The following is a 19,940-nucleotide window of genomic DNA, read 5'->3' on the forward strand; positions in this document are numbered from 1 at the left end:
GTACCTCCTGATTTAAAATATTACCTATTTTAAAAAAGAGAACACTTCGTGTTCCCTTTAATTTCTATTTACCTTGCACTTGTCTTTGAACTTCCTCAGCAAAATTTTCTTCTTTCTTTTCTATACCTTCTCCTCTTTCAAATCTTACAAATCTTGTTACCGTTATCTCAGCACCAAGTTTTTTTGATTCTTCTTTAAGATATTTAGTAATAGTATAGTCAGCATTCTTAACCCAAATTTGTTCAAGCAAACAAACTTCTTTAAAATATTTATTCACTCTACCCATAACCATTTTTTCTACAATTTTTTCTGGTTTTCCTTCGTTTATTGCCTGAACCCTATATATTTCTTTTTCTTTTTCTAAAGTGTCTTTATCAACACATGTATTATCTAAAAACAAAGGACTAGCAGCTGCAATTTGCATTGCAATATCTTTAGCAATCTTAATTAGCACATCATCTTGCTTTTCGCATGCAAGTTCCACTAAGACTCCTATTCTTCCACCACCATGAATATAGCTTTGAACAACACCGTTTTCAATAGAAAATTTTTGAAATCGTCTTACAGACATATTTTCGCCTAATTTTGCTATTAAAGCTGTAACTGAATCTTTAATCGTAATTGTCTCATCAGATATACATTTTTCAGAAATGAATTCCTCGATAGTCGTTGAATTAGTTTGTGCTGCTTGTTTTGCTGTATTATTTGCTAAAGTAACAAATTCATTATTAATAGCAACAAAGTCTGTTTCACAGTTAACTTCAACTACTGCTCCAACTTTCATATCTTCTGAAATATATGTACATACCAATCCTTCTGCAGCTATTCTACCAGATTTCTTTGCAGCTGCTGCCAACCCTTTTTCTCTTAAAAGTTCAATTGCTTTTTCTATATCACCATCTGTTTCACTTAGAGCTCTTTTGCAATCCATCATTCCTGCTCCAGTTTTTTCTCTTAATTCTTTGACCATGCTTGCAGTAACCATTATTATTTCCTCCTATTCCTATCTAATTTAAAAGGTAAATGAAAGAATTAACTCCCACCTACCCCTCACTATTACACCAATAATTATTTTATTAGATAAATATAATTACTATTCTTCAGTTAATTGTTCGCCTTGTCTTCCTTCTAGAATAGCATCAGCTAATCTTTCAGTTATTAATTTAACTGCTCTTATAGCATCATCATTACCAGGAATTACATAATCAACTTCATCTGGATCACAGTTTGTATCGACTATTGCAACTACAGGGATTCCAAGAATTTTAGCTTCAGAAATAGCATTCTTTTCTTTTCTTGGATCTACAACGAATAAAGCTCCAATTTTATTTGCATCCATGCTTCTAATTCCGCCTAGATTTTTTTCTAGTTTTTCTCTTTCATTTAAAAGATGACTAACTTCTTTTTTAGGAAGAACTTCAAATGTTCCGTCTTCTTCCATCTTATATAATGTTTCTAATCTTGCTATCCTTGTTTTGATTGTTTTAAAGTTAGTTAACATTCCACCTAACCATCTATTGTTTACAAAATGCATTCCTGCTCTTACAGATTCAAATTTAATAGCTTCTTGAGCTTGTTTTTTTGTACCTACAAATAGAACATCCTTACCTTCTTCAGATACTGATTTAATGAAATCATATGCCTCATCTATTTTTCTAACTGTTTTCTGTAAATCGATGATATATATTCCATTTCTTTCTGTAAATATGTATGGAGCCATTTTAGGATTCCATCTTCTTGTTTGATGTCCAAAATGTACACCTGCTTCTAATAATTGTTTCATTGATATAACTGCCATTAATAATAACCTCCTTGGTTTTTACCTCCATTACCGTCATCTTATTAAAGACCAACTATTGGCACCCTTTAATAATTAAGTAATGTGTGTATTTTCTCACTTTTGTAGTATAACATAAGCTAATAATGTATTCAATAAAAATCTTTAATATAATTAAATCTTTTATTGGTTTAGAAACATATTCTACTTATTAATATTCTCATTTAATACATTTTTATACTTTATTAATTGAATTTTTTTAAGGCAGAACAAAAATGTTCTGCCTTAAACTATTTTATTTTTTTTAATTCATCCATTAATTTCTCATTTAATATTTTAATATGTGTACCCTTCATTCCAAGTGATCTTGATTCTATCACTCCTGCACTTTCAAATTTTCTTAACGCATTGACTATAACAGATCTAGTTATTCCAACCTTGTCTGCTATTCTAGACGCTACGAGTAACCCTTCACTACCATCTAATTCATTAAATATATGTTGTACTGCTTCAAGTTCTGAATAAGATAACGTTCCGATAGCAAGTTGTACTACCGCTTTTTTTCTTGCTTCTTCTTCTATCAAATCATTTTTAGCCCTTAAAATTTCAAGGCCAACTATTGTAGCACTATATTCAACTAACACTAAATCATCGTCTGTAAATTTTTTATCAAATCTTGAAAGTAAAAGAGTGCCTAATCTTTCTCTATTACCGTTTATTGGCACTATAGTTGACATCTTATTTTCTATTGCACATTCCTTATCATCTTGGAATACACAGATGTTTTTATTTGTGAGATTAGCTTTAGTTTCATTAATGTTAAGTAATCTATTATTGTAATCCTCAGGAAACCTCATATTTTTTATAATTTCATCTTTTACAATTTCACATTCAAACCCACTTGATAAATCATAACCTAATATTTTTCCTCTTCGACTAATAATATATACATTACATTGCAATACATCGCTTAATAAATTACATATATCATCAAAAACCACTGGTTCTGTTCCTGATTTTTGCAATATTTTATTCAACATTCTCGTTTTATCTAATAATGACACAATATTCCTCCTCATTTTGTTATAAAACACAACCTCTATTATTTAAACGAATTCATAAAGTCAATTTACTTTAGAATAAGTATAATTCAAAATATTTTAAATCTTTAGAATCGTTCCGTTTATAATACTATCACAACCTTCATGCTATATCAACAGTATTAATATATATTTCGACATTTTATTTATAAATATAAATTCACCTCTAACTTGTTATCCTAATTTTTCTTTTCTTCATTATTTTCTTCTTCTTTATATTCCTTATGTTTACATTCTGCATTTGAACATTCCATATAATCACTTTTAGTTTTGCTATATCGTTTTACCATATATGTTCCACATTCTGGGCATTTGATATCAGTTGGTTCATGCCAACTTACAAAATCACATTTAGGATAATTGCTACAACCGAAAAATTTAGTTCCTTTTTTACTTCTTCTTTCTAAAATTGTTCCACCGCACTTAGGACAAGGAACATCTAGTTCCTTAGTAATCGCTTTTGTATTCTTACACTCCGGATAACCAGGACATGCTAAAAAATCACCAAATCTTCCATGTTTTATTACCATGAACTTTCCACATTTATCACATTCTACTTCTGTGACTTCATCTTCAATTGTAATTTTAGCTATTTCTTTTTCTGCAATTTCAATGTCTTCTTTAAGTGGTGTAAAAAAGTTATTAACTATATTTTGCCATTTTTCTTGTCCCTCTTCGATATAGTCTAAATTATTTTCCATTTGTGCTGTAAACTCTATATCCACTATCTGTTTAAAGTATTCGCTTAAAATATTATTTACAATGTTCCCAATTTCAGTTACTTCTAAAGCCTTATTAACTTTTTCAACATATTTTCTGTTAAGAAGCGTCGAAATAATCGGAGCGTAAGTACTAGGTCTTCCTATACCATTTTCCTCTAAAGTTTTTACAAGAGATGCCTCAGAAAATTTTGCAGGTGGCAAAGTAAAATGTTGTTTTCCTTCAGTATTTTTACTAAATAAAATATCTTCTTTATTAAGTTCTGGAAACTTTAAAGTATTTTCTTCTTCTTCTAACTCTTCACCATAAATTTTTCTAAACCCATCAAAAGATACTTTAGATCCAGATGCTTTAAGACTATAATCCCCATTTTCTATATCTATAGATACAGTATCAAGTAAACATGTTTCCATTTGACTTGCTACAAATCTATTCCAAATCAATGTATATAATTTGTATTGTGGAGCTTTAAGTGTTTTTTTCGCAACTTCTGGTGTTATTTCAATATTAGATGGTCTAATAGCTTCATGACCATCCTGTATGTTTTTTTTACTTTTAAATATTCTTGGTGTGCTTGGGTAGTATTTTTCTCCATATTTACTACAAATAAAGTCTTTTGCACTTTGTTGAGCTTCCTGTGCAATTCTTGTAGAATCGGTCCTCATATATGTAATTAACCCTACTGTTCCATGTCCCTCTATCTCCATACCTTCATATAGTTGTTGAGCAATAGACATAGTTCTTTTGGTTGCAAAGTTAAGTTTCCTATAACCATCTTGCTGAAGTGTACTCGTTATAAATGGTGGTAGTGGATTTTTACTTTTAGATGATCTTTTTATTTTACGTACAATAAATTCTTTTTCATTAAGGTTATTAATAACCTTTTCACTTTCTTCCTTAGAATTTATTTCAAGTTTTTCTCCCCCTTTTGAAGTTAATTTAACACTTAACTTTTGAGGATCTCCTTCTTTATATAACTCACATTCTATAGTCCAATACTCTTTAGTTATAAATTTTTCTATTTCTTTTTGTCTATCACAAATTATTTTAAGGGTAACTGATTGAACCCTTCCTGCACTTAATCCCCATTTAACTTTTCTCCAAAGTATAGGACTAATCTCATATCCAACTAGTCTATCTAGTATACGTCTTGCTTGTTGAGCATCCACAAGTGTTGCATTTATTACTCTTGGAGATTTTATAGCATTTTTAACAGCCGTTTTTGTTATCTCATTAAATTCTATCCTACACTTATCCTTTTCATCTATTTTTAATGCTTTTGCTAAATGCCACGCAATAGCCTCACCTTCTCTATCAGGATCTGTTGCCAAATAAATTTTATCGCTTTTTTTAGCTGCTTTTCTTAGTTTAGATAAAAGTTCACCTTTACCACGAATAGTTATATATTTAGGTTCATAATTGTTGTCGATATCAACACCCAATTGGCTTTTAGGTAAATCTCTAACATGTCCCATAGACGCTTCTACTACATAACTACTGCCTAAATATTTTTTTATAGTTTTAGCTTTTGCTGGTGATTCAACTATAACAAGTTTTTGTCCCATCTTATCCCCTCCATCAATGTATTTTAATATAATTTACTTATATTTACTTATATTTTGTCATTTACTCTTACATAATAGTTTCCTGATAGACATAATACTTCATTTTTAATCTGCATTTCAAATAATACCTCATATAATTGTTTTATGTCAATGCTAGTTATTTTAATAATGTCATTAATATGTAATGGACTATCGCTTATAATGCTATATATTTTTTCATTAAGCTTACTGTTTAAAGCTCTTACAGTGGTGTTTTTTTTAGTTTCAATCTCTATTCCAAGTAAATCAAATATATCGTTACTTGATGTAAGAGGGAATGCTCCATCTTTAATTAACTTATTTGTTCCTTTACTTTCAAATGAGAATATAGACCCTGGCACAGCCATGACATCTTTACCTTGTTCAAGCGCCAAATTTGCAGTAATTAAAGATCCACTTTTCTCACCTGCCTCTATTACAATGATAATGTCACCAAGAGCACTTATAATTCTATTTCTTTGAGGAAAATTATAAGCGTATGGTGGCGTTCCTGGTAAAAATTCCGATATAACAGCACCCTTTTGAACTATTTCATTAAACAATTTAGAGTTTTCTTTAGGATATATTACATCAAGTCCTGCTCCTAAAACTGCACAAGTGTATCCATCATTTTCTAAACAACTCACGTGAGCAAACGTGTCAATCCCTTTCGCCATGCCACTAATAATATTAACTTTACTTGCGCATAAATCTGAACATATAATTTTAGTAACATCCTTACCGTAATTGGAATACTTTCTAGATCCCACTACAGAAATGTTAAATCCTTCGTTTAATGGCATTATGTTTCCTTTGTAAAATAATGTATATGGCGCATCATCGTAATTTTTTAATTTTTGAGGATACTCATCTTCGTAGTATTGTATTGATTTTATTTCATTAGTTTCTAAATTTCTTCGCACATTATCAATTTCTTTATCGTTCCAAGCGCATGTTAAGACATTAATTAAAGTATTATTGAAATATTCTGTTTTTTTATTATGTACACCATAATACCATATTTGCTGTGTATTATTGAAATCATTTATTAATTTTAGTTTTATTTTGGGGGATAATTTAACTAAAGAAAACCATATGTCGTAGTCATTCATCCTTTTTCTATACCTCCTGTATATATTTTTTATATCAACTACTTTTTATATCAACTATTTTTTATATCAACTTATATTAATAATCAAATCGTCTTCTGGGTCGTTAAACTATCCGCTCATCAATAAATTTTCTATATTGCACTGCCTCAATAATATGTTTATCTAAAATGTTTTCACTTCCATCTAGATCTGCTATAGTTCTAGATACTTTAATGATTCTAGAATATGCTCTTGTGCTTAGCGCAAATTTATTATACATTAATTCAAGAATTTTACTTGCTTTTTTATCTATATGGCAATATTTTTTAATTAATTTTTGGTTCATTTCTGCGTTGCAGTGAATTTCTTCTGTACTAAAACGTTTTTCTTGAATATTTCTTGCCTCTATAACCCTTTTTTTAATAACATTAGATTTTTCGCTACATTTTCCACTAATTATTTTATTATAAGGCAAAAAATTAACTGCCGTAAATATATCAATTCTATCTAGTAATGGACCACTAAGTTTACTCAAATACCTTTTTCTTTCATATTCGCTACAACTACACTGCCGCACATAAGATCCATAGTATCCGCAAGGACAAGGATTTAATGCGCTTACAAACATAAAATTTGATGGATATTCTATAGTCCCATTAACTCTTGAAATAGTAATTTTCCTCTCCTCTAAAGGTTGCCTTAATACTTCTAATACATTCTTTTTAAATTCTAATACTTCATCTAGAAATAACACCCCCCTGTGAGCTAAAGAAATTTCTCCAGGTATTATCTTATTTCCACCGCCAACTAAAGCAATCCGTGATATAGTATGATGAGGACTTCTAAACGGACGTTGCAACACAATTCCTTCATTATCACAAAGCTTACCGGAAACACTATAGATTTTTGTAACCTCGAGTGATTCCTCTTGACTTAAAGATGGTAGTATACTAGAAATCCTTTTGGCCATCATTGATTTACCAGAGCCTGGCGGTCCATACATAAGTAAATTATGTCCTCCAGCAGCAGCTACCTCAATAGCACGTTTTGAACTTTCTTGCCCCATTACATCTTCATAATCTAACTCTTCATTAATTAGTATTTCTAAATCTTTGCCTCTCTCATAAGGCATTAAATCCTTATAATTCAAAAAGTTTACTACTTGCTTTAAATCATCCAAAGGAAATATCTTTGCAGATTTAACAAGACTACATTCTCTTGCATTGTGCGTCGGGACTATAAACTTTTCAATTTTATTTTCTATTCCTTCCATAATTACAGGTAACGCTCCACGAACCTTCTTTAATTTACCTGATAAAGATAATTCTCCAATAAAAAGATAATCGTTAATATCATTAACATTTATTTGTTTAGTTGCAAGAAGAATACCTATTGCTATTGGTAAATCAAATAGCGATCCTTCCTTTTTCAAATCAGCTGGTGCTAAATTTATAGTTATTCTGCTAACTGGGAAGTCAAATCCTGAATTTAGTATTGCCGAGCGCACTCGTTCTTTTGACTCTTTAACAGATATATCTGCAAGTCCAACGATATTTAAAGCTGGTAATCCACGAGTTATATCAATTTCGACTGTAACTATAACGCCTTTAATTCCTGTAAATGCAGCAGACATAATTTGTATTTCCACATTATCACCCTTACCTTTATTATTTCCTAGTTCATATTACATAATTATTGACATAATTATAAAGAAAATAACTTTATATAAAATTTATTTTTCACTTCATAAGTTCATTATATTATTTACAACTATTGCCTTACCGCAAACCTTAAGTTAATAAAAAATCAAACGGCTAAAGCCCAATTAAATTTAGGGCTTTAGCCGTTTAAGTCAGTTTTATTATTTTACCTGTCTACATTACAGATAGCAGTCCGAGTCTCCCTGGGTGCATCATTTTTGTTTTTACCGATTTTCCTTTTCGCACAAAATATATGATCCTAAAAGGCACCTAAATCATCTGTAGAAATACTATTGCTGTTTTGTGTTATGGTTTTCTTCTCTTCCCTAGCTAATTCTATTACTTCTTCTATTTCTACTTCATACACTTTATCATTTAGTGTTATCACATATTTTTTCATGTTATTACCCCCTTCATAGGTAAATTATACTCATCATTTTATTCTTTTGATTTTTGATATCCTAAACTCCAAATTAGGATTGTCCCGCGCTGCCATAGCCGATGCTACAAGTGCTACTATTGTTCTCTCTTCTTCATCTATTTCATTTATTTCTTGCATCTCACACTTTGTAATTATTTTTTTATAACTATCACAAATACAATTGTTTATATTATCTCCTAACCTGTCCTCAAAAAATTTTTTTGAACTTCGTGGAAATAAAGCATACGATAACACATCTTCATAAGTAGTAGCCAAATCTCCAATTTCATTTTCATATTTGTTCATCTCAGGCTCTAATAAGTCTGCTGGTCTTTGAGTTATAATTTTCATGTCTCCTATAATTTTTGTCTTTATTTCATCTTTTATAGGTGTTGATGGCCTTCCATAAAGTCCTTTAACATAATCTTTTAATTCTTTTGGAATTATTTTATATCGGACGCCAGATAGTATATTAAATATTGCTTGAGTTCCTACCATTTGAATAATAGGCGTAATTAAAGGTGGAAATCCTAAATCTTTTCTCACTCTAGGTATCTCGGTAAGAACTTCTTTATATCTAGATTCAACTCCCTGTTCCTTAAGCTCCAATAAAAGGTTCGATAACATTCCTCCCGGAACCTGATATGTAATAATTCTAGGCTCTACATTCATAACTTTTGGATTTAGCATTCCATTTTCTCTGTATTTATCTTTTATAGGTCTAAAATAATCTGCTATTTCACCTAATAAATTAATATCTAATTTAGGATCACGTAGACTCTCTTTTAAAGTAAGAACCATCGATTCTGTAGGCGGTTGTGATGCACCCTCTGAAAATGGAGAAATTGCAGTGTCAATAATATCTACTCCTGCTTCAACAGCTTTTAAATATGTCATAGAAGCTATTCCGCTAGTACAATGAGCATGTAAACATAATGGTATTTTTACAGCTGCTTTTAATTTTTTCACCAATTCAAAAGCTGAATATGGTGTTAATACACCAGCCATATCATTAATACAAATTGAATGCGCCCCTAACTCCTCGAGTTTTATTGATAATTCAACATAATAATCTAAAGTATGCACTGGGCTAGTTGTATAACATATAGCACATTGGCAGTGAGCTCCGCCTTCTTTAATAACTCTAATTGAAGTTTCCATATTTCTTGTGTCATTTAATGCATCAAATACTCTTATTATATCTATACCATTTTCTATAGATTTGTTAATAAATGCCTCAACTACATCGTCTGCATAATGCTTATACCCTAGAAGATTTTGACCTCTGAGCATCATTTGGAGCTTAGTGTTTTTAACTTTCTTACGAATTTCTCTTAGTCTTTCCCAAGGGTCTTCATTAAGAACACGGAGACATGAATCGAAAGTTGCCCCTCCCCATACCTCCATTGAGTAATACCCGACCTTATCCATTTTTTCTAAAATTGGTAATATTTCTTCTGTTTTTAATCTCGTAGCAATTAATGATTGCTGACCATCCCTAAGTACTGTCTCAGTTATTCTAATTGGATTCACCATTGTGTCCCTCCTAAGAGTTCGTTTTTCTTAATTATTTAATTTCTTGTACGATTACTACATATTCCTTGTTATTTACCCTTACCTTAAACTTTTCACCAGTTACTGCGTCGCATCCTACATTTGCCGCACCTTCTCTTATTAAATCAAAATCATTCATATATTTTCTATATATTTTATGAGCTTCCTCAATATCTATTAACTTAAACCTTACACTGTCACCAGGCTTTAACTGCCCTATTATGTTTATATCAGGAGTTATTATTGTAGCAATTTTTGTGTATCCGCCCGTAGTTTGTCTATCAGCCATCATAATTATAGGAGCACCATCTCCTGGAATCTGCACCGAACCCATGGTTATTCCATCGGATATAATATCCGCGCCTATTTTGTGGGAAATTTTAGACCCAGATAATCGATATCCCATTCTATCAGCCTCACTTGTCACTTGATACTCACAATCAAAAAATGTATTTATTCCCTCTGCCGTAAAATAATCATCCTGAGGACCCATTACAACTCTTACAATATTATCTTTGCTATACATTGGTATTAAATCAATTGGAAGCTTTTTGATACTAGTAAAATCATTTTCACTTGCGCTTCCAATCTTAATTTCGTCGCCAGCCTTCAGCATCCTTCCCTGAAAGCCTCCTACTTTACCCTTCACATATGTAGACTTGCTACCCATAACCTCTGGCACATCTATGCCATGCTCGATTGCTATGTAACTCCTACACCCGCTTTTAGCAGTTCCAAAGGAAAGTTCATCACCATCTAACACCTTAATTCCAGACCACATATCTATAGCCTTATTATTTATCATTGGCATAAGATTGCCTCCTGTAACTGCAATCAAAGCATCACCATGAAATTTTATTTTCAATCCGAAAAGAGTAGCTTCTAAACATGCCTCGCTATCCTTATTCCCAACAAGAATATTAGCCACTCTTAGAGAAAACTGATCCATTGCACCGGAAACAGACATACCTGATTTTTGATAATTATACCTACCGATGTCCTGAATTGTAGTATACATACCTGGCTTTAATATTTTCATTATTGTCATATACTCACCTTCTTAACTTCTCTCTTATAATTACTTTATATTTTCCTGCTCTCTCTAAATCCTCAATATTTTTGTATTCATTCTCATCTATCTGTACAAATCTTATATAATCGCCCGCATTTAATAGTACAGGCTCTTTTCTGTATGGATCATACAGTTTTACAGGAGTCCTACCAATTAATTGCCACCCTCCAGGACTTTCTACAGGATATATTCCCGTCTGTTTACCTGCAATCCCTACACTTCCAACAGGTATTTTAGTTCTTGGATTCTGAAGCCTAGGCGCCTCTATTTTGTCACTCATGCCTCCAAGGTATGGAAACCCAGGTGTAAATCCAATCATATAAATTAAATACTCCACACTTGTGTGAATTTTTATCACTTCATGTACCGATATTTTATTATGCTTTGCAACAAACTCAATATCAGGGCCATACTCTCCACCATAAAGTGTTGGCACTTCTATAACTTTAGCATCTGGAAGTTTCAATTCATGCATCTTTGATATAATGGATTTTATAATACTTGTAAGATTATCTAATCCCATTATCACAGGATCATAAATTACCATAAGTGACCTATATGTAGGAATAATCTCGTTTATTCCTACAATCTCTGCTCTCTCCATTGCTAGCGTAAGGCTTCTAATTTTTTTGTTGACCTGCTCTTCAATTTTATCTCCAAATTCTATTACTAAAGCACTATCTCCAGCAATTAAAAACTTAACTTCTTTGTACATACTGCTTATACCTCCTACTTAAATAACTCAGCTATTCCACCCAATGACATATAACCTGCAACAACTGCTAATATTACAACAATATAACCCAAATACATGAGCAACTTTGAATGCTTATAGTGATCACCTACAATGTTTTTTCTAGTGGATGCAATGAGTATTATCCCAAGTGAAATTGGAAGAATCAAACCATTCAATGAACCTGCCAGCACAAGTAACTTTACAGGCTTACCTATTATTAGGAACACCACTGTACATATAGTAATAAATCCTATTGTACATTTTGAAGTATATTTGTCAAAAAACGGTGCAAGTGTTTTTAAAAATGATAATGTTGTATAAGATGACCCAACCATTGCGGTTAACCCCGCCGAAAAGAGTATAACTCCAAACAACTTATAACCCAGATTACCTGCTCCAAGTCTAAATGCTTCCGCTGCAGGATTTACAGTGCCAAGTGGCTTGCCAATGTTTACTACAACTCCAAGAATTGCAGCAAAAAGAAGTATCCTCATAAGTGAAGCTAATGATATAGCAAGTACTGAACTTTTAGTTATTTCTTTCACATGTTCCTCTCCAGTAATGCCAGCATCTATTAGTCTGTGTCCTCCTGAAAAACATATATATCCACCTACTGTTCCACCGACAAGAGTTAACAATGGTAAGAATGTAACCTTTGTTGGTACAAACGTCCGTAGAATCATCTCTCCAACTGGAGGATGAGTTCTAAATGCCACATATGCTACAAGTAACAATGTCCCAACACCGAGTACCTTTGCAAAAATGTCCATTGCTTTTCCAGCTTCTTTCGAACTAAACAGTACAATACCTATACCGCAACTAATAATAGCACCTATTTTTGTGTTGAGCCCAAATAATACATTAAGACCAAGGGCTGCACCTGAAATATTTCCTATACAAAATGCAAATCCCCCAATTGTTATAAGCACTGCTAGAAAAATACCAAGACCAGGTACCATCTTGTTTGCAATATCTTGAGCCCTGAGCCCCGATACACCAATAACCTGCCATATATTGAGCTGTGCTATAAGGTCTACAATAATTACAAGAAGTATAACAAATCCAAGGTTAGCTTTAAGTGACTCTGTAAATACCGCAGTTTGAGTCAGAAATCCTGGTCCTATGGCAGATGTAGCCATAATAAATGCTGCCCCAATCAGTACCCCCACATTACTTTTCTTTTTAACTTTTGTGTTTAAATTGTCACTCATAAATAAACTTTCCTCCTATTTTATAAATTGACTAAGTGGTTTTATTTCTACCTTAGCTCTCGATAGTTCTTCTTTAATAAGCCTTACAAAATCAACTGCCTCTGGATTGTCTCCATGAACACATATTGAATCCGCCTTTATGTCCACATCTTCACCGCTTATTGCTGTTACTTTTCCCTCTGTCACCATTCTAATCACTCTCGAAATGGCTATATCTGTGTCTAGTATCATTGCACCAGGAAGGCCTCTTGCAACAAGCGTTCCATCAACATTATATGCCCGGTCTGCAAAAACTTCATTTGCAGCCTTTAACCCTTTTTCCTTTGCTGCCTTTATCATTTCGCTTCCTGAAGATCCAAGAACTATCAACTCCTTATCTACTTCCCATATTCCTTCTATAATAGCCTGGGCTAATTTACTATCCTTAGCTGCCATATTATACATTGCTCCATGAGGCTTTACATGTTGCATTTTAACGCCTGCCGCTTTTACAAAACCGTACAAAGCCCCAAGCTGATATATGGTATACTGCTTCATCTCGCCCGGAGTTACTGTCATATTTCTTCTTCCAAAACCCATAACATCTAAAAATCCAGGGTGTGCTCCAATACCTACATTGTTTTTTAAAGCTGCCTTCACAGTATCTCCCATAACCATAGGGTCACCTGCATGCCATCCACAAGCAATATTAGCTGATGATACATATTTAAGAACTTCTTTATCAAACCCAATCTTGTAATCACCAAAACTTTCTCCTACATCACTATTTAAATCAATTATTTTACTCATGTTGTTTATTCTCCTTTGTGTCGTTTCCTTAATAACATAGAAACTCTAAATAATTAAAATTACCCAATTGTTATACTGATTACAATTTTAAAATATGTAATAAAAATTAATAATAAAATCATCTTATTTTTTTATAAGTATACCGTATATATATAAATTTTAACAGTCTGATTATGACTTTTAACACAAATTGAATTTCATTTTTCTCATATGTTAAAAAAATATTGTTCTTTTATAAAATTGTATTTCCCAGTAGTACCTACTTTAACGACACGTTTGAACTTTCTCACCTTACATTTTCTATCATTTTTCACTTTCATAATTTGTTTATGTTTGTTACAATTAACAATAAGCACCTTTATAAATTAATGTAACAAACTTCTTAACCAAAATTAATTGGAAAAGAGTTAGAAGATACATGGCTGTGAATTCCATTTAACACAGTCTTTGTAGAAAACCCTTCTCCAATTTTTTATTTGCTTAATTAGGATAATATTAATTAAAACTAAATTATGAGTTTAAAACATTAAATAAGATTTTAGTTATGGCATTAGTAGTTATTATGGCTTATTTATTACCAATACTTACAACCACATTATACTAGGAGGTAATAAAAATGGCTTTAAAATTAGACATGGTTCAAGCAGCATCCCTTGCTGTTGTTGTTCTATTTATAGGACAACAAATCAAAAATAAGCTGGTTTTTTTAAATAAGTACTGTATTCCTGCACCAGTGATTGGAGGATTAATTTTTGCAATAATTACTTTACTACTAAAGGTAAGTAACCTGTTAATTTTTGATATGGATATAACACTTCAAAATTTATTTATGACAGTGTTCTTTACAACTATCGGACTTACCGCAAGCCTTAAGTTACTAAAAAAAGGTGGAAAAGGGGTCTTGATATTTTTAGGCATATCTGTAATATTGTGTATTCTTCAAGATATTACGGGTGTCACACTTGCTAAAATCTTTGGCTTAAATCCACTTATTGGCCTTTCTACCGCTTCTGTTCCTATGGTAGGTGGTCATGGAACTGCAGGTGCATTTGGTCCAATATTTGAGAAAGCTGGCGCCATTGGTGCAACCACTGTGGCACTTGCATCAGCTACATTTGGTTTAGTTATGGGAAGCATCATTGGTGGACCTATAGGAAAAAGATTAATAGAAAAAAATAATCTTTCATACCCTTTGAAAATGAATTCACATACAAATGATCAAATGGTTGAAACTGAAGAAAGTCATGAAAAACCACTTCGTCATGATAATTTCATGGGCGCAGCAACTCAGATTTTGTTAGCTATGGGACTAGGTACAATCATATCAATTGTTTTAGAAGAAACAGGTATGACTTTCCCATCATATATTGGGGCTATGTTTGCAGCTGCAATTCTAAGAAATATATCGGATTGTACAAATGCATATAACGTTCACTCAGAAGAAATTGATATAATAGGAGAAGTTTCATTATCCTTATTCTTAACTATGGCATTAATGGGCTTAAAATTATGGCAATTATCAGCCTTAGCATTACCTCTAATAGTAATGTTACTCGCCCAATCAATTCTTACAGGATTGTTTTGCTATTTTGTAACCTTCAATGTTATGGGAAGAGATTATGATGCAGCAGTAATTGTTTCTGGTAACTGTGGATTTGCTATGGGTGCTACCCCAAATGCAATGGCAAACATGGGAGCTATAACAACAAAATATGGTATTTCTCCAAAAGCATTTTTTATTGTACCATTAGTTGGCAGTTTATTTATAGATTTCTGTAACGCAGGTGTCATTACAACGTTTATTAATCTTCTTTCAAAATAAATAACTTCCAAAAAAAGTATTGATTTTTTATCCTTTTTATTTTAATATTAATATGCTTATAGTTATTGTTAATTATTGATTATTAAGGAAGGATGTTTTTCATGAAAACTTTTAATAAAGATATTGGAACATTTGGTGAAGAAATAGCGGAAACTTTTTTAAAGAATTTAGGTTACAAAGTAATAGACAAAAACTTTAGATGCAAATGTGGTGAAATAGATCTAATAGCAATACATAAAGATTATATTTGCTTTATCGAGGTGAAAACTAGATATGGAATAAAATTTGGGATACCAGCAGAGTCAGTTACTACTTATAAGCAGCATAAAATTTATAAAACAGCTCAGGTTTATATCTTAAAGAAAAATATTATTGACTGGAATTTTAGATTTGATGTTATTGAAGTATTGCTAAATATCGATAATAATGATTTTTTTGTTAATCATATTGAAGATGCTTTCCAATTATAATTTTTAGTATAAATAAATGAAATTTATAAATTCATCTTCTTCGAAGCTGTTGCAGCTCCGTAGGAGATGATTTAAGGTGCATTTGCAAATTTTTCATTAATTCATTCTAAAATTTTTGTTAAAAAACTTTTTCTATGTATTGGAGTTATTCCATCCTTTTTTATTGCAAGTACATGTTCCTGGGTACCGTAACCAACATTTCTATCAAATCCATAATTAGGATACTTTTCATGGTATTCTACCATTAATTCGTCTCTATATACCTTTGCAATTATAGAAGCACAGGCTATACTTATACTTAACGTATCACCCTTAATTACAAATTCATTTAAACCAGGATAATTTTTTATTTTATATCCATCAGATAAAACTAAGTCCGGTTTAGTAGTAAGCCCAGCCCATGATTCTAAAAACACTTGATTATTGCACCAAGCAATTCCTTTTTCATCAATTTGCTTATTGTCAATAGCCGTAATCGTGTAAGCTAATGCCCTTTCTTTAATAATAATAGACAGTTCTTTTCTACAAGCTATCGATAATTTTTTAGAATCATTAGCTCTTAATATCAAATCTTTATCTTCAATTATTTTTGAATCGAATAATACTGCAGCCGCAACTATTGGTCCAGCTAAAGGTCCACGACCAACTTCATCTACCCCAGCTACATATCTAAAGTCTCCAAAACTTCGATCAAAGTCATACATTTTTCTTACCCTTTGAATTTCTTTTTCTTTTGACTCTAATATTTTAGACATTTTAATCCCTAGTTTTTGAACAGTTTTTCTCTTATCTTGTAAAAGTTTTTCTAATATGCTTCCATTTTCTCCAGTCTCGAAAACGTTTTCAATATCTTCTATACTTAAAATATATTCTTTTATTTCTTTATATTTCATGCTTGAAAAATCAAAATTAATTTTCATAACATTTCTCCTTTATAATTAGCAGATATCTTAAATTTGACATCTTAAAAACATTAGAACACTTAGCTAATTTTTTAAGATGCCTTTATACTTTCAAGCAGTATTTGCTTGTAATACCATATATGTATAAACCTAATCTTCCTTTACTCTCTCTAGAGATATAGGTCCTAATTTACCACCTCTAAATTCATCCAAAAGCATAACTGCTACTCTGTTATAGTCAATATTGCCCCCTGAAATCACAGCTCCCCTTTTTTTAGCTATATTATCTAAGTTATCTAAAGGATTTTCCATAATTTCTGTAAGCTTATATCTTTCCATTAATCGCTGTGCATTATTAATTTGAAGTCTTTCTACTAATCTAAGTGCTAGTTCCTCTATATCTATGACTTCATCTTTTACAGCACCTGTAAATGCCAAATTAAGCCCAACTGTCTCATCTTCAAATCTAGGCCATAATACACCCGGAGTATCCATTAGCTCTATTCCTAATGTGGTTCTTACCCATTGCTTGCTTTTAGTAACTCCTGGTCTATCTCCAGTTTTAGTAATGTTATTTTTTCCCAGTTTGTTTATAAAAGAAGATTTACCAACATTAGGTATACCCACTACCATAACTCTCGTAACTATATTAACTAACCCTTTTTTTCTTTGCCTATCATGTTTTTGTTTCAATAACTCATCAAGTGTGATTTTTATACTTTTTAACCCTTGACCTGTAATACAATTTACAGCGAGTGGTTTTACAGTATCCGTTGTAAGTTTTTCTATCCATTGTTTAGTAACTTTATCTTCAGCTAAATCACTCTTATTTAGCAAAATAACTCTAGGCTTATCTTTACATATCTCATCGATTTGTGGATTTGCACTTGATTTAACTATCCTTGCATCTCTAATTTCTATTACAGCATCGACAAGTTTTAAACTCTCTCCAATTTGTCTTCTAGTTTTCGCCATATGTCCCGGAAACCAATTTATGGTCATTGCCATATTTATCTAATCCTCCCTGTCTTATAAAATTTTTATTTTTGTAATATCCATTAATAACTTTTCCATTATGTATGTTATATTATATCTAAATGTAAAAAGGGACTTTTCAGCCCCCCCATTTTATCTCATTCTTTCTTTAACCTTAGCAGATTTACCAACTCTATCTCTTAAGTAGAATAGTTTAGCTCTTCTAACTTTACCTAATCTTACAATTTCAATTTTTTCAATTACTGGAGAATTAACTGGGAATGTTTTTTCAACACCAACACCAGATGCTACTCTTCTCACTGTGAAAGTTTCTCTGATACCGCCATTTTGTCTTTTAAGAACAGTTCCTTCGAAAACTTGGACTCTCTCTTTGTTACCTTCACTAATTTTGATGTGAACCTTAATTGTATCACCTACATTAAATACTGGTAAGTCAGTTCTGATTTGTTCTGCTTCTATTGATCTTATAATTTCTAACATGTGCATTCCCTCCTAAAATTTTATTGTGACGTTCGTACTCATTATATTATGGCAGAGGAGCGCCCGTACTAGCACAAACTATATTTTATCATAAATATATATATATATCAACATAAAAATATCTTTTATTCTTATATTCTAAATATTTAAGTTTCAAATAACTCTTTATTATTCTGTTTTATATTTATCACTTAACAATTTTTTATCTTCTTTTGTAAGCTTAAGTTTTTGAAACAAATCTAGTCTTTTTTCCTTAGTGATTAGGAGTGATTGCAGTCTTCTCCACTTTCGTATATTTTCATGATGTCCAGATATTAAAACCTCTGGGACTTTTTTCTCTTCAAAACATTCCGGTCTTGTATAATGAGGGTACTCAAGTACTCCATCATAAAAAGATTCTTCTGTATAACTCTGCGCGCAAGACAATACTCCTGGAATTAGTCTACAAATGCTATCCACAATAGGAATACATGCCATTTCTCCACCAGTCAAAACAAAATCTCCCAGAGACATTTCCATATCTATATACTCATAGGTTCTCTCGTCAATGCCCTCGTAATGACCACATACAAATATTAATTCTTTTTCCTTACATAACTCTTTTGCAACATCTTGGGTAAATGTAATTCCTCTTGGTCCTAGGAATATTACTTTTCCAGCATTTCTTAATTTAACATCACGAATTGAGTCAACTAACGGTTGAACTTGCATTACCATACCAGCTCCACCACCATATGGAGAATCATCTACTTTTTTATGTTTGTCAATTGTGTAATCACGAATATTATAAGATGTTATATTAACTATGTTTTTCTCTATTGCTTTTCCAATCATACTATAATTAAAAATTTCAAACATTTCAGGGAATAAAGTTAATATATCTATTTTCATTCTTGCCATTCTTTTACAGGTTTAATTATTATTATATGCTTATTAACATCTACACTAATTACAATGTTCTTAAGTACTGGAATAAGTAATTCTTCCTTTCCTTTAACCCAATATACATCATTTCCGGGTGTATTAAGAACATCAAATACCTTACCTAGTTCTTCATCTGATCCTTCCTCGAAGACACTACAGCCAATCAAGTCCGCAACATAGTAGCTTCCTTCTGTTAACTTAACTGCATCTTCTCGCTTAACCATCAGATACTTGTTTCTATATGTTTCTGCTTGTTCTATGGTATCTATGCCCTCAATCTTAAGTATTGCGTTATCTGCTTGAAGTTTACAACCCTCAACCTTTCTAATTTCACCATCAATATACACATTTTTTAATTTTTTAAATCTTTCGAGACTATCAGTTAACGAAAAAACTTTAACTTCACCTTTTAAGCCATGTGTCTTACCTATCGTACCTACACTCATAAAATCTTTCATTTAAAATCCTCCTTTCAATATTAGATAGTGTTAACACTATCTTTGTTTTATTTATTTAAAACCCTGCTATTGCAAGGATTGTAGCTGTTTTTAGCACAAAAAACAATGACCCCCTCTATTTGGTATAATTGTTG

General features: G+C 31.7%; 19 protein-coding genes. 2 read left to right on the forward strand and 17 right to left on the reverse strand.

Annotated elements, in window-relative coordinates:
• Window positions 1–64 precede the first annotated feature (64 nt).
• From tsf to KPL37_RS05760, 12 genes are all read right to left on the reverse strand, one after another.
• Window positions 65–985 carry a translation elongation factor Ts gene (gene tsf, locus KPL37_RS05705; RefSeq protein ID WP_216146450.1) on the reverse strand — a complete coding sequence of 307 codons (921 nt, stop codon included), beginning with the start codon at window positions 983–985 and terminating at the stop codon, window positions 65–67.
• A 108-nt stretch (window positions 986–1,093) separates the two neighbouring features.
• On the reverse strand, window positions 1,094–1,798 hold the full coding sequence (gene rpsB / locus KPL37_RS05710) for a 30S ribosomal protein S2 (RefSeq protein ID WP_216146451.1): 705 nt from the start codon (window positions 1,796–1,798) through the stop codon (window positions 1,094–1,096).
• A 269-nt stretch (window positions 1,799–2,067) separates the two neighbouring features.
• Window positions 2,068–2,844: a GTP-sensing pleiotropic transcriptional regulator CodY gene (codY, locus tag KPL37_RS05715; protein WP_216146469.1), complete on the reverse strand. Its 777-nt coding sequence runs from the start codon at window positions 2,842–2,844 to the stop codon at window positions 2,068–2,070.
• Window positions 2,845–3,056: 212 nt separating this feature from the next.
• Window positions 3,057–5,162: a type I DNA topoisomerase gene (topA, locus tag KPL37_RS05720; RefSeq protein WP_216146452.1), complete on the reverse strand. Its 2,106-nt coding sequence runs from the start codon at window positions 5,160–5,162 to the stop codon at window positions 3,057–3,059.
• Window positions 5,163–5,209: 47 nt separating this feature from the next.
• A complete protein-coding gene (gene dprA / locus KPL37_RS05725; protein WP_216146453.1) occupies window positions 5,210–6,292 on the reverse strand; it encodes a DNA-processing protein DprA in 1,083 nt (360 codons plus the stop codon).
• 103 nt (window positions 6,293–6,395) lie between these two features.
• Entirely contained in the window at window positions 6,396–7,919 is a 1,524-nt protein-coding gene (locus KPL37_RS05730; RefSeq protein WP_425514027.1) for a YifB family Mg chelatase-like AAA ATPase, read from the reverse strand.
• Window positions 7,920–8,230: 311 nt separating this feature from the next.
• Entirely contained in the window at window positions 8,231–8,371 is a 141-nt protein-coding gene (locus KPL37_RS05735) for a hypothetical protein (RefSeq protein WP_216146454.1), read from the reverse strand.
• Between the two features lie 33 nt (window positions 8,372–8,404).
• Window positions 8,405–9,928, reverse strand: a complete 1,524-nt coding sequence (locus KPL37_RS05740; protein ID WP_246578142.1) for an oxaloacetate decarboxylase subunit alpha — start codon at window positions 9,926–9,928, stop codon at window positions 8,405–8,407.
• A gap of 31 nt (window positions 9,929–9,959) precedes the next feature.
• On the reverse strand, window positions 9,960–10,994 hold the full coding sequence (locus KPL37_RS05745; protein ID WP_216146455.1) for a 5-oxoprolinase subunit C family protein: 1,035 nt from the start codon (window positions 10,992–10,994) through the stop codon (window positions 9,960–9,962).
• Window positions 10,995–10,998: 4 nt separating this feature from the next.
• Entirely contained in the window at window positions 10,999–11,733 is a 735-nt protein-coding gene (pxpB, locus tag KPL37_RS05750; protein WP_216146456.1) for a 5-oxoprolinase subunit PxpB, read from the reverse strand.
• Between the two features lie 14 nt (window positions 11,734–11,747).
• Entirely contained in the window at window positions 11,748–12,965 is a 1,218-nt protein-coding gene (locus KPL37_RS05755; RefSeq protein ID WP_216146457.1) for an NRAMP family divalent metal transporter, read from the reverse strand.
• 15 nt (window positions 12,966–12,980) lie between these two features.
• Window positions 12,981–13,754, reverse strand: a complete 774-nt coding sequence (locus KPL37_RS05760; RefSeq protein ID WP_216146458.1) for a LamB/YcsF family protein — start codon at window positions 13,752–13,754, stop codon at window positions 12,981–12,983.
• 616 nt (window positions 13,755–14,370) lie between these two features.
• Here KPL37_RS05760 and gltS point away from each other — a divergent pair.
• Entirely contained in the window at window positions 14,371–15,576 is a 1,206-nt protein-coding gene (gene gltS, locus KPL37_RS05765; protein ID WP_216146459.1) for a sodium/glutamate symporter, read from the forward strand.
• A gap of 101 nt (window positions 15,577–15,677) precedes the next feature.
• Window positions 15,678–16,046 (forward strand): YraN family protein, encoded by a 369-nt coding sequence (locus KPL37_RS05770; RefSeq protein ID WP_216146460.1) that lies wholly within the window; start codon window positions 15,678–15,680, stop codon window positions 16,044–16,046.
• 101 nt (window positions 16,047–16,147) lie between these two features.
• Here the strand turns inward: KPL37_RS05770 and KPL37_RS05775 are convergent, their stop codons facing one another.
• From KPL37_RS05775 to rimM, 5 genes are all read right to left on the reverse strand, one after another.
• Window positions 16,148–16,966 (reverse strand): ribonuclease HII, encoded by an 819-nt coding sequence (locus KPL37_RS05775; RefSeq protein WP_216146461.1) that lies wholly within the window; start codon window positions 16,964–16,966, stop codon window positions 16,148–16,150.
• A 132-nt stretch (window positions 16,967–17,098) separates the two neighbouring features.
• Entirely contained in the window at window positions 17,099–17,950 is an 852-nt protein-coding gene (gene ylqF, locus KPL37_RS05780; protein WP_171296996.1) for a ribosome biogenesis GTPase YlqF, read from the reverse strand.
• A 126-nt stretch (window positions 17,951–18,076) separates the two neighbouring features.
• Window positions 18,077–18,424 carry a 50S ribosomal protein L19 gene (rplS, locus tag KPL37_RS05785; RefSeq protein WP_171296911.1) on the reverse strand — a complete coding sequence of 116 codons (348 nt, stop codon included), beginning with the start codon at window positions 18,422–18,424 and terminating at the stop codon, window positions 18,077–18,079.
• A 168-nt stretch (window positions 18,425–18,592) separates the two neighbouring features.
• On the reverse strand, window positions 18,593–19,315 hold the full coding sequence (trmD, locus tag KPL37_RS05790; RefSeq protein WP_216146476.1) for a tRNA (guanosine(37)-N1)-methyltransferase TrmD: 723 nt from the start codon (window positions 19,313–19,315) through the stop codon (window positions 18,593–18,595).
• Window positions 19,312–19,806, reverse strand: coding sequence for a ribosome maturation factor RimM (gene rimM, locus KPL37_RS05795; protein WP_216146462.1), 495 nt, complete (start codon window positions 19,804–19,806; stop codon window positions 19,312–19,314). Before rimM ends, trmD begins: the two co-directional genes overlap by 4 nt.
• Between the last annotated feature and the right edge of the window lie 134 nt (window positions 19,807–19,940).

The sequence above is a fragment of the Clostridium frigoris genome, assembly GCF_018861865.1.
Taxonomy (GTDB): domain Bacteria; phylum Bacillota; class Clostridia; order Clostridiales; family Clostridiaceae; genus Clostridium_AD; species Clostridium_AD frigoris.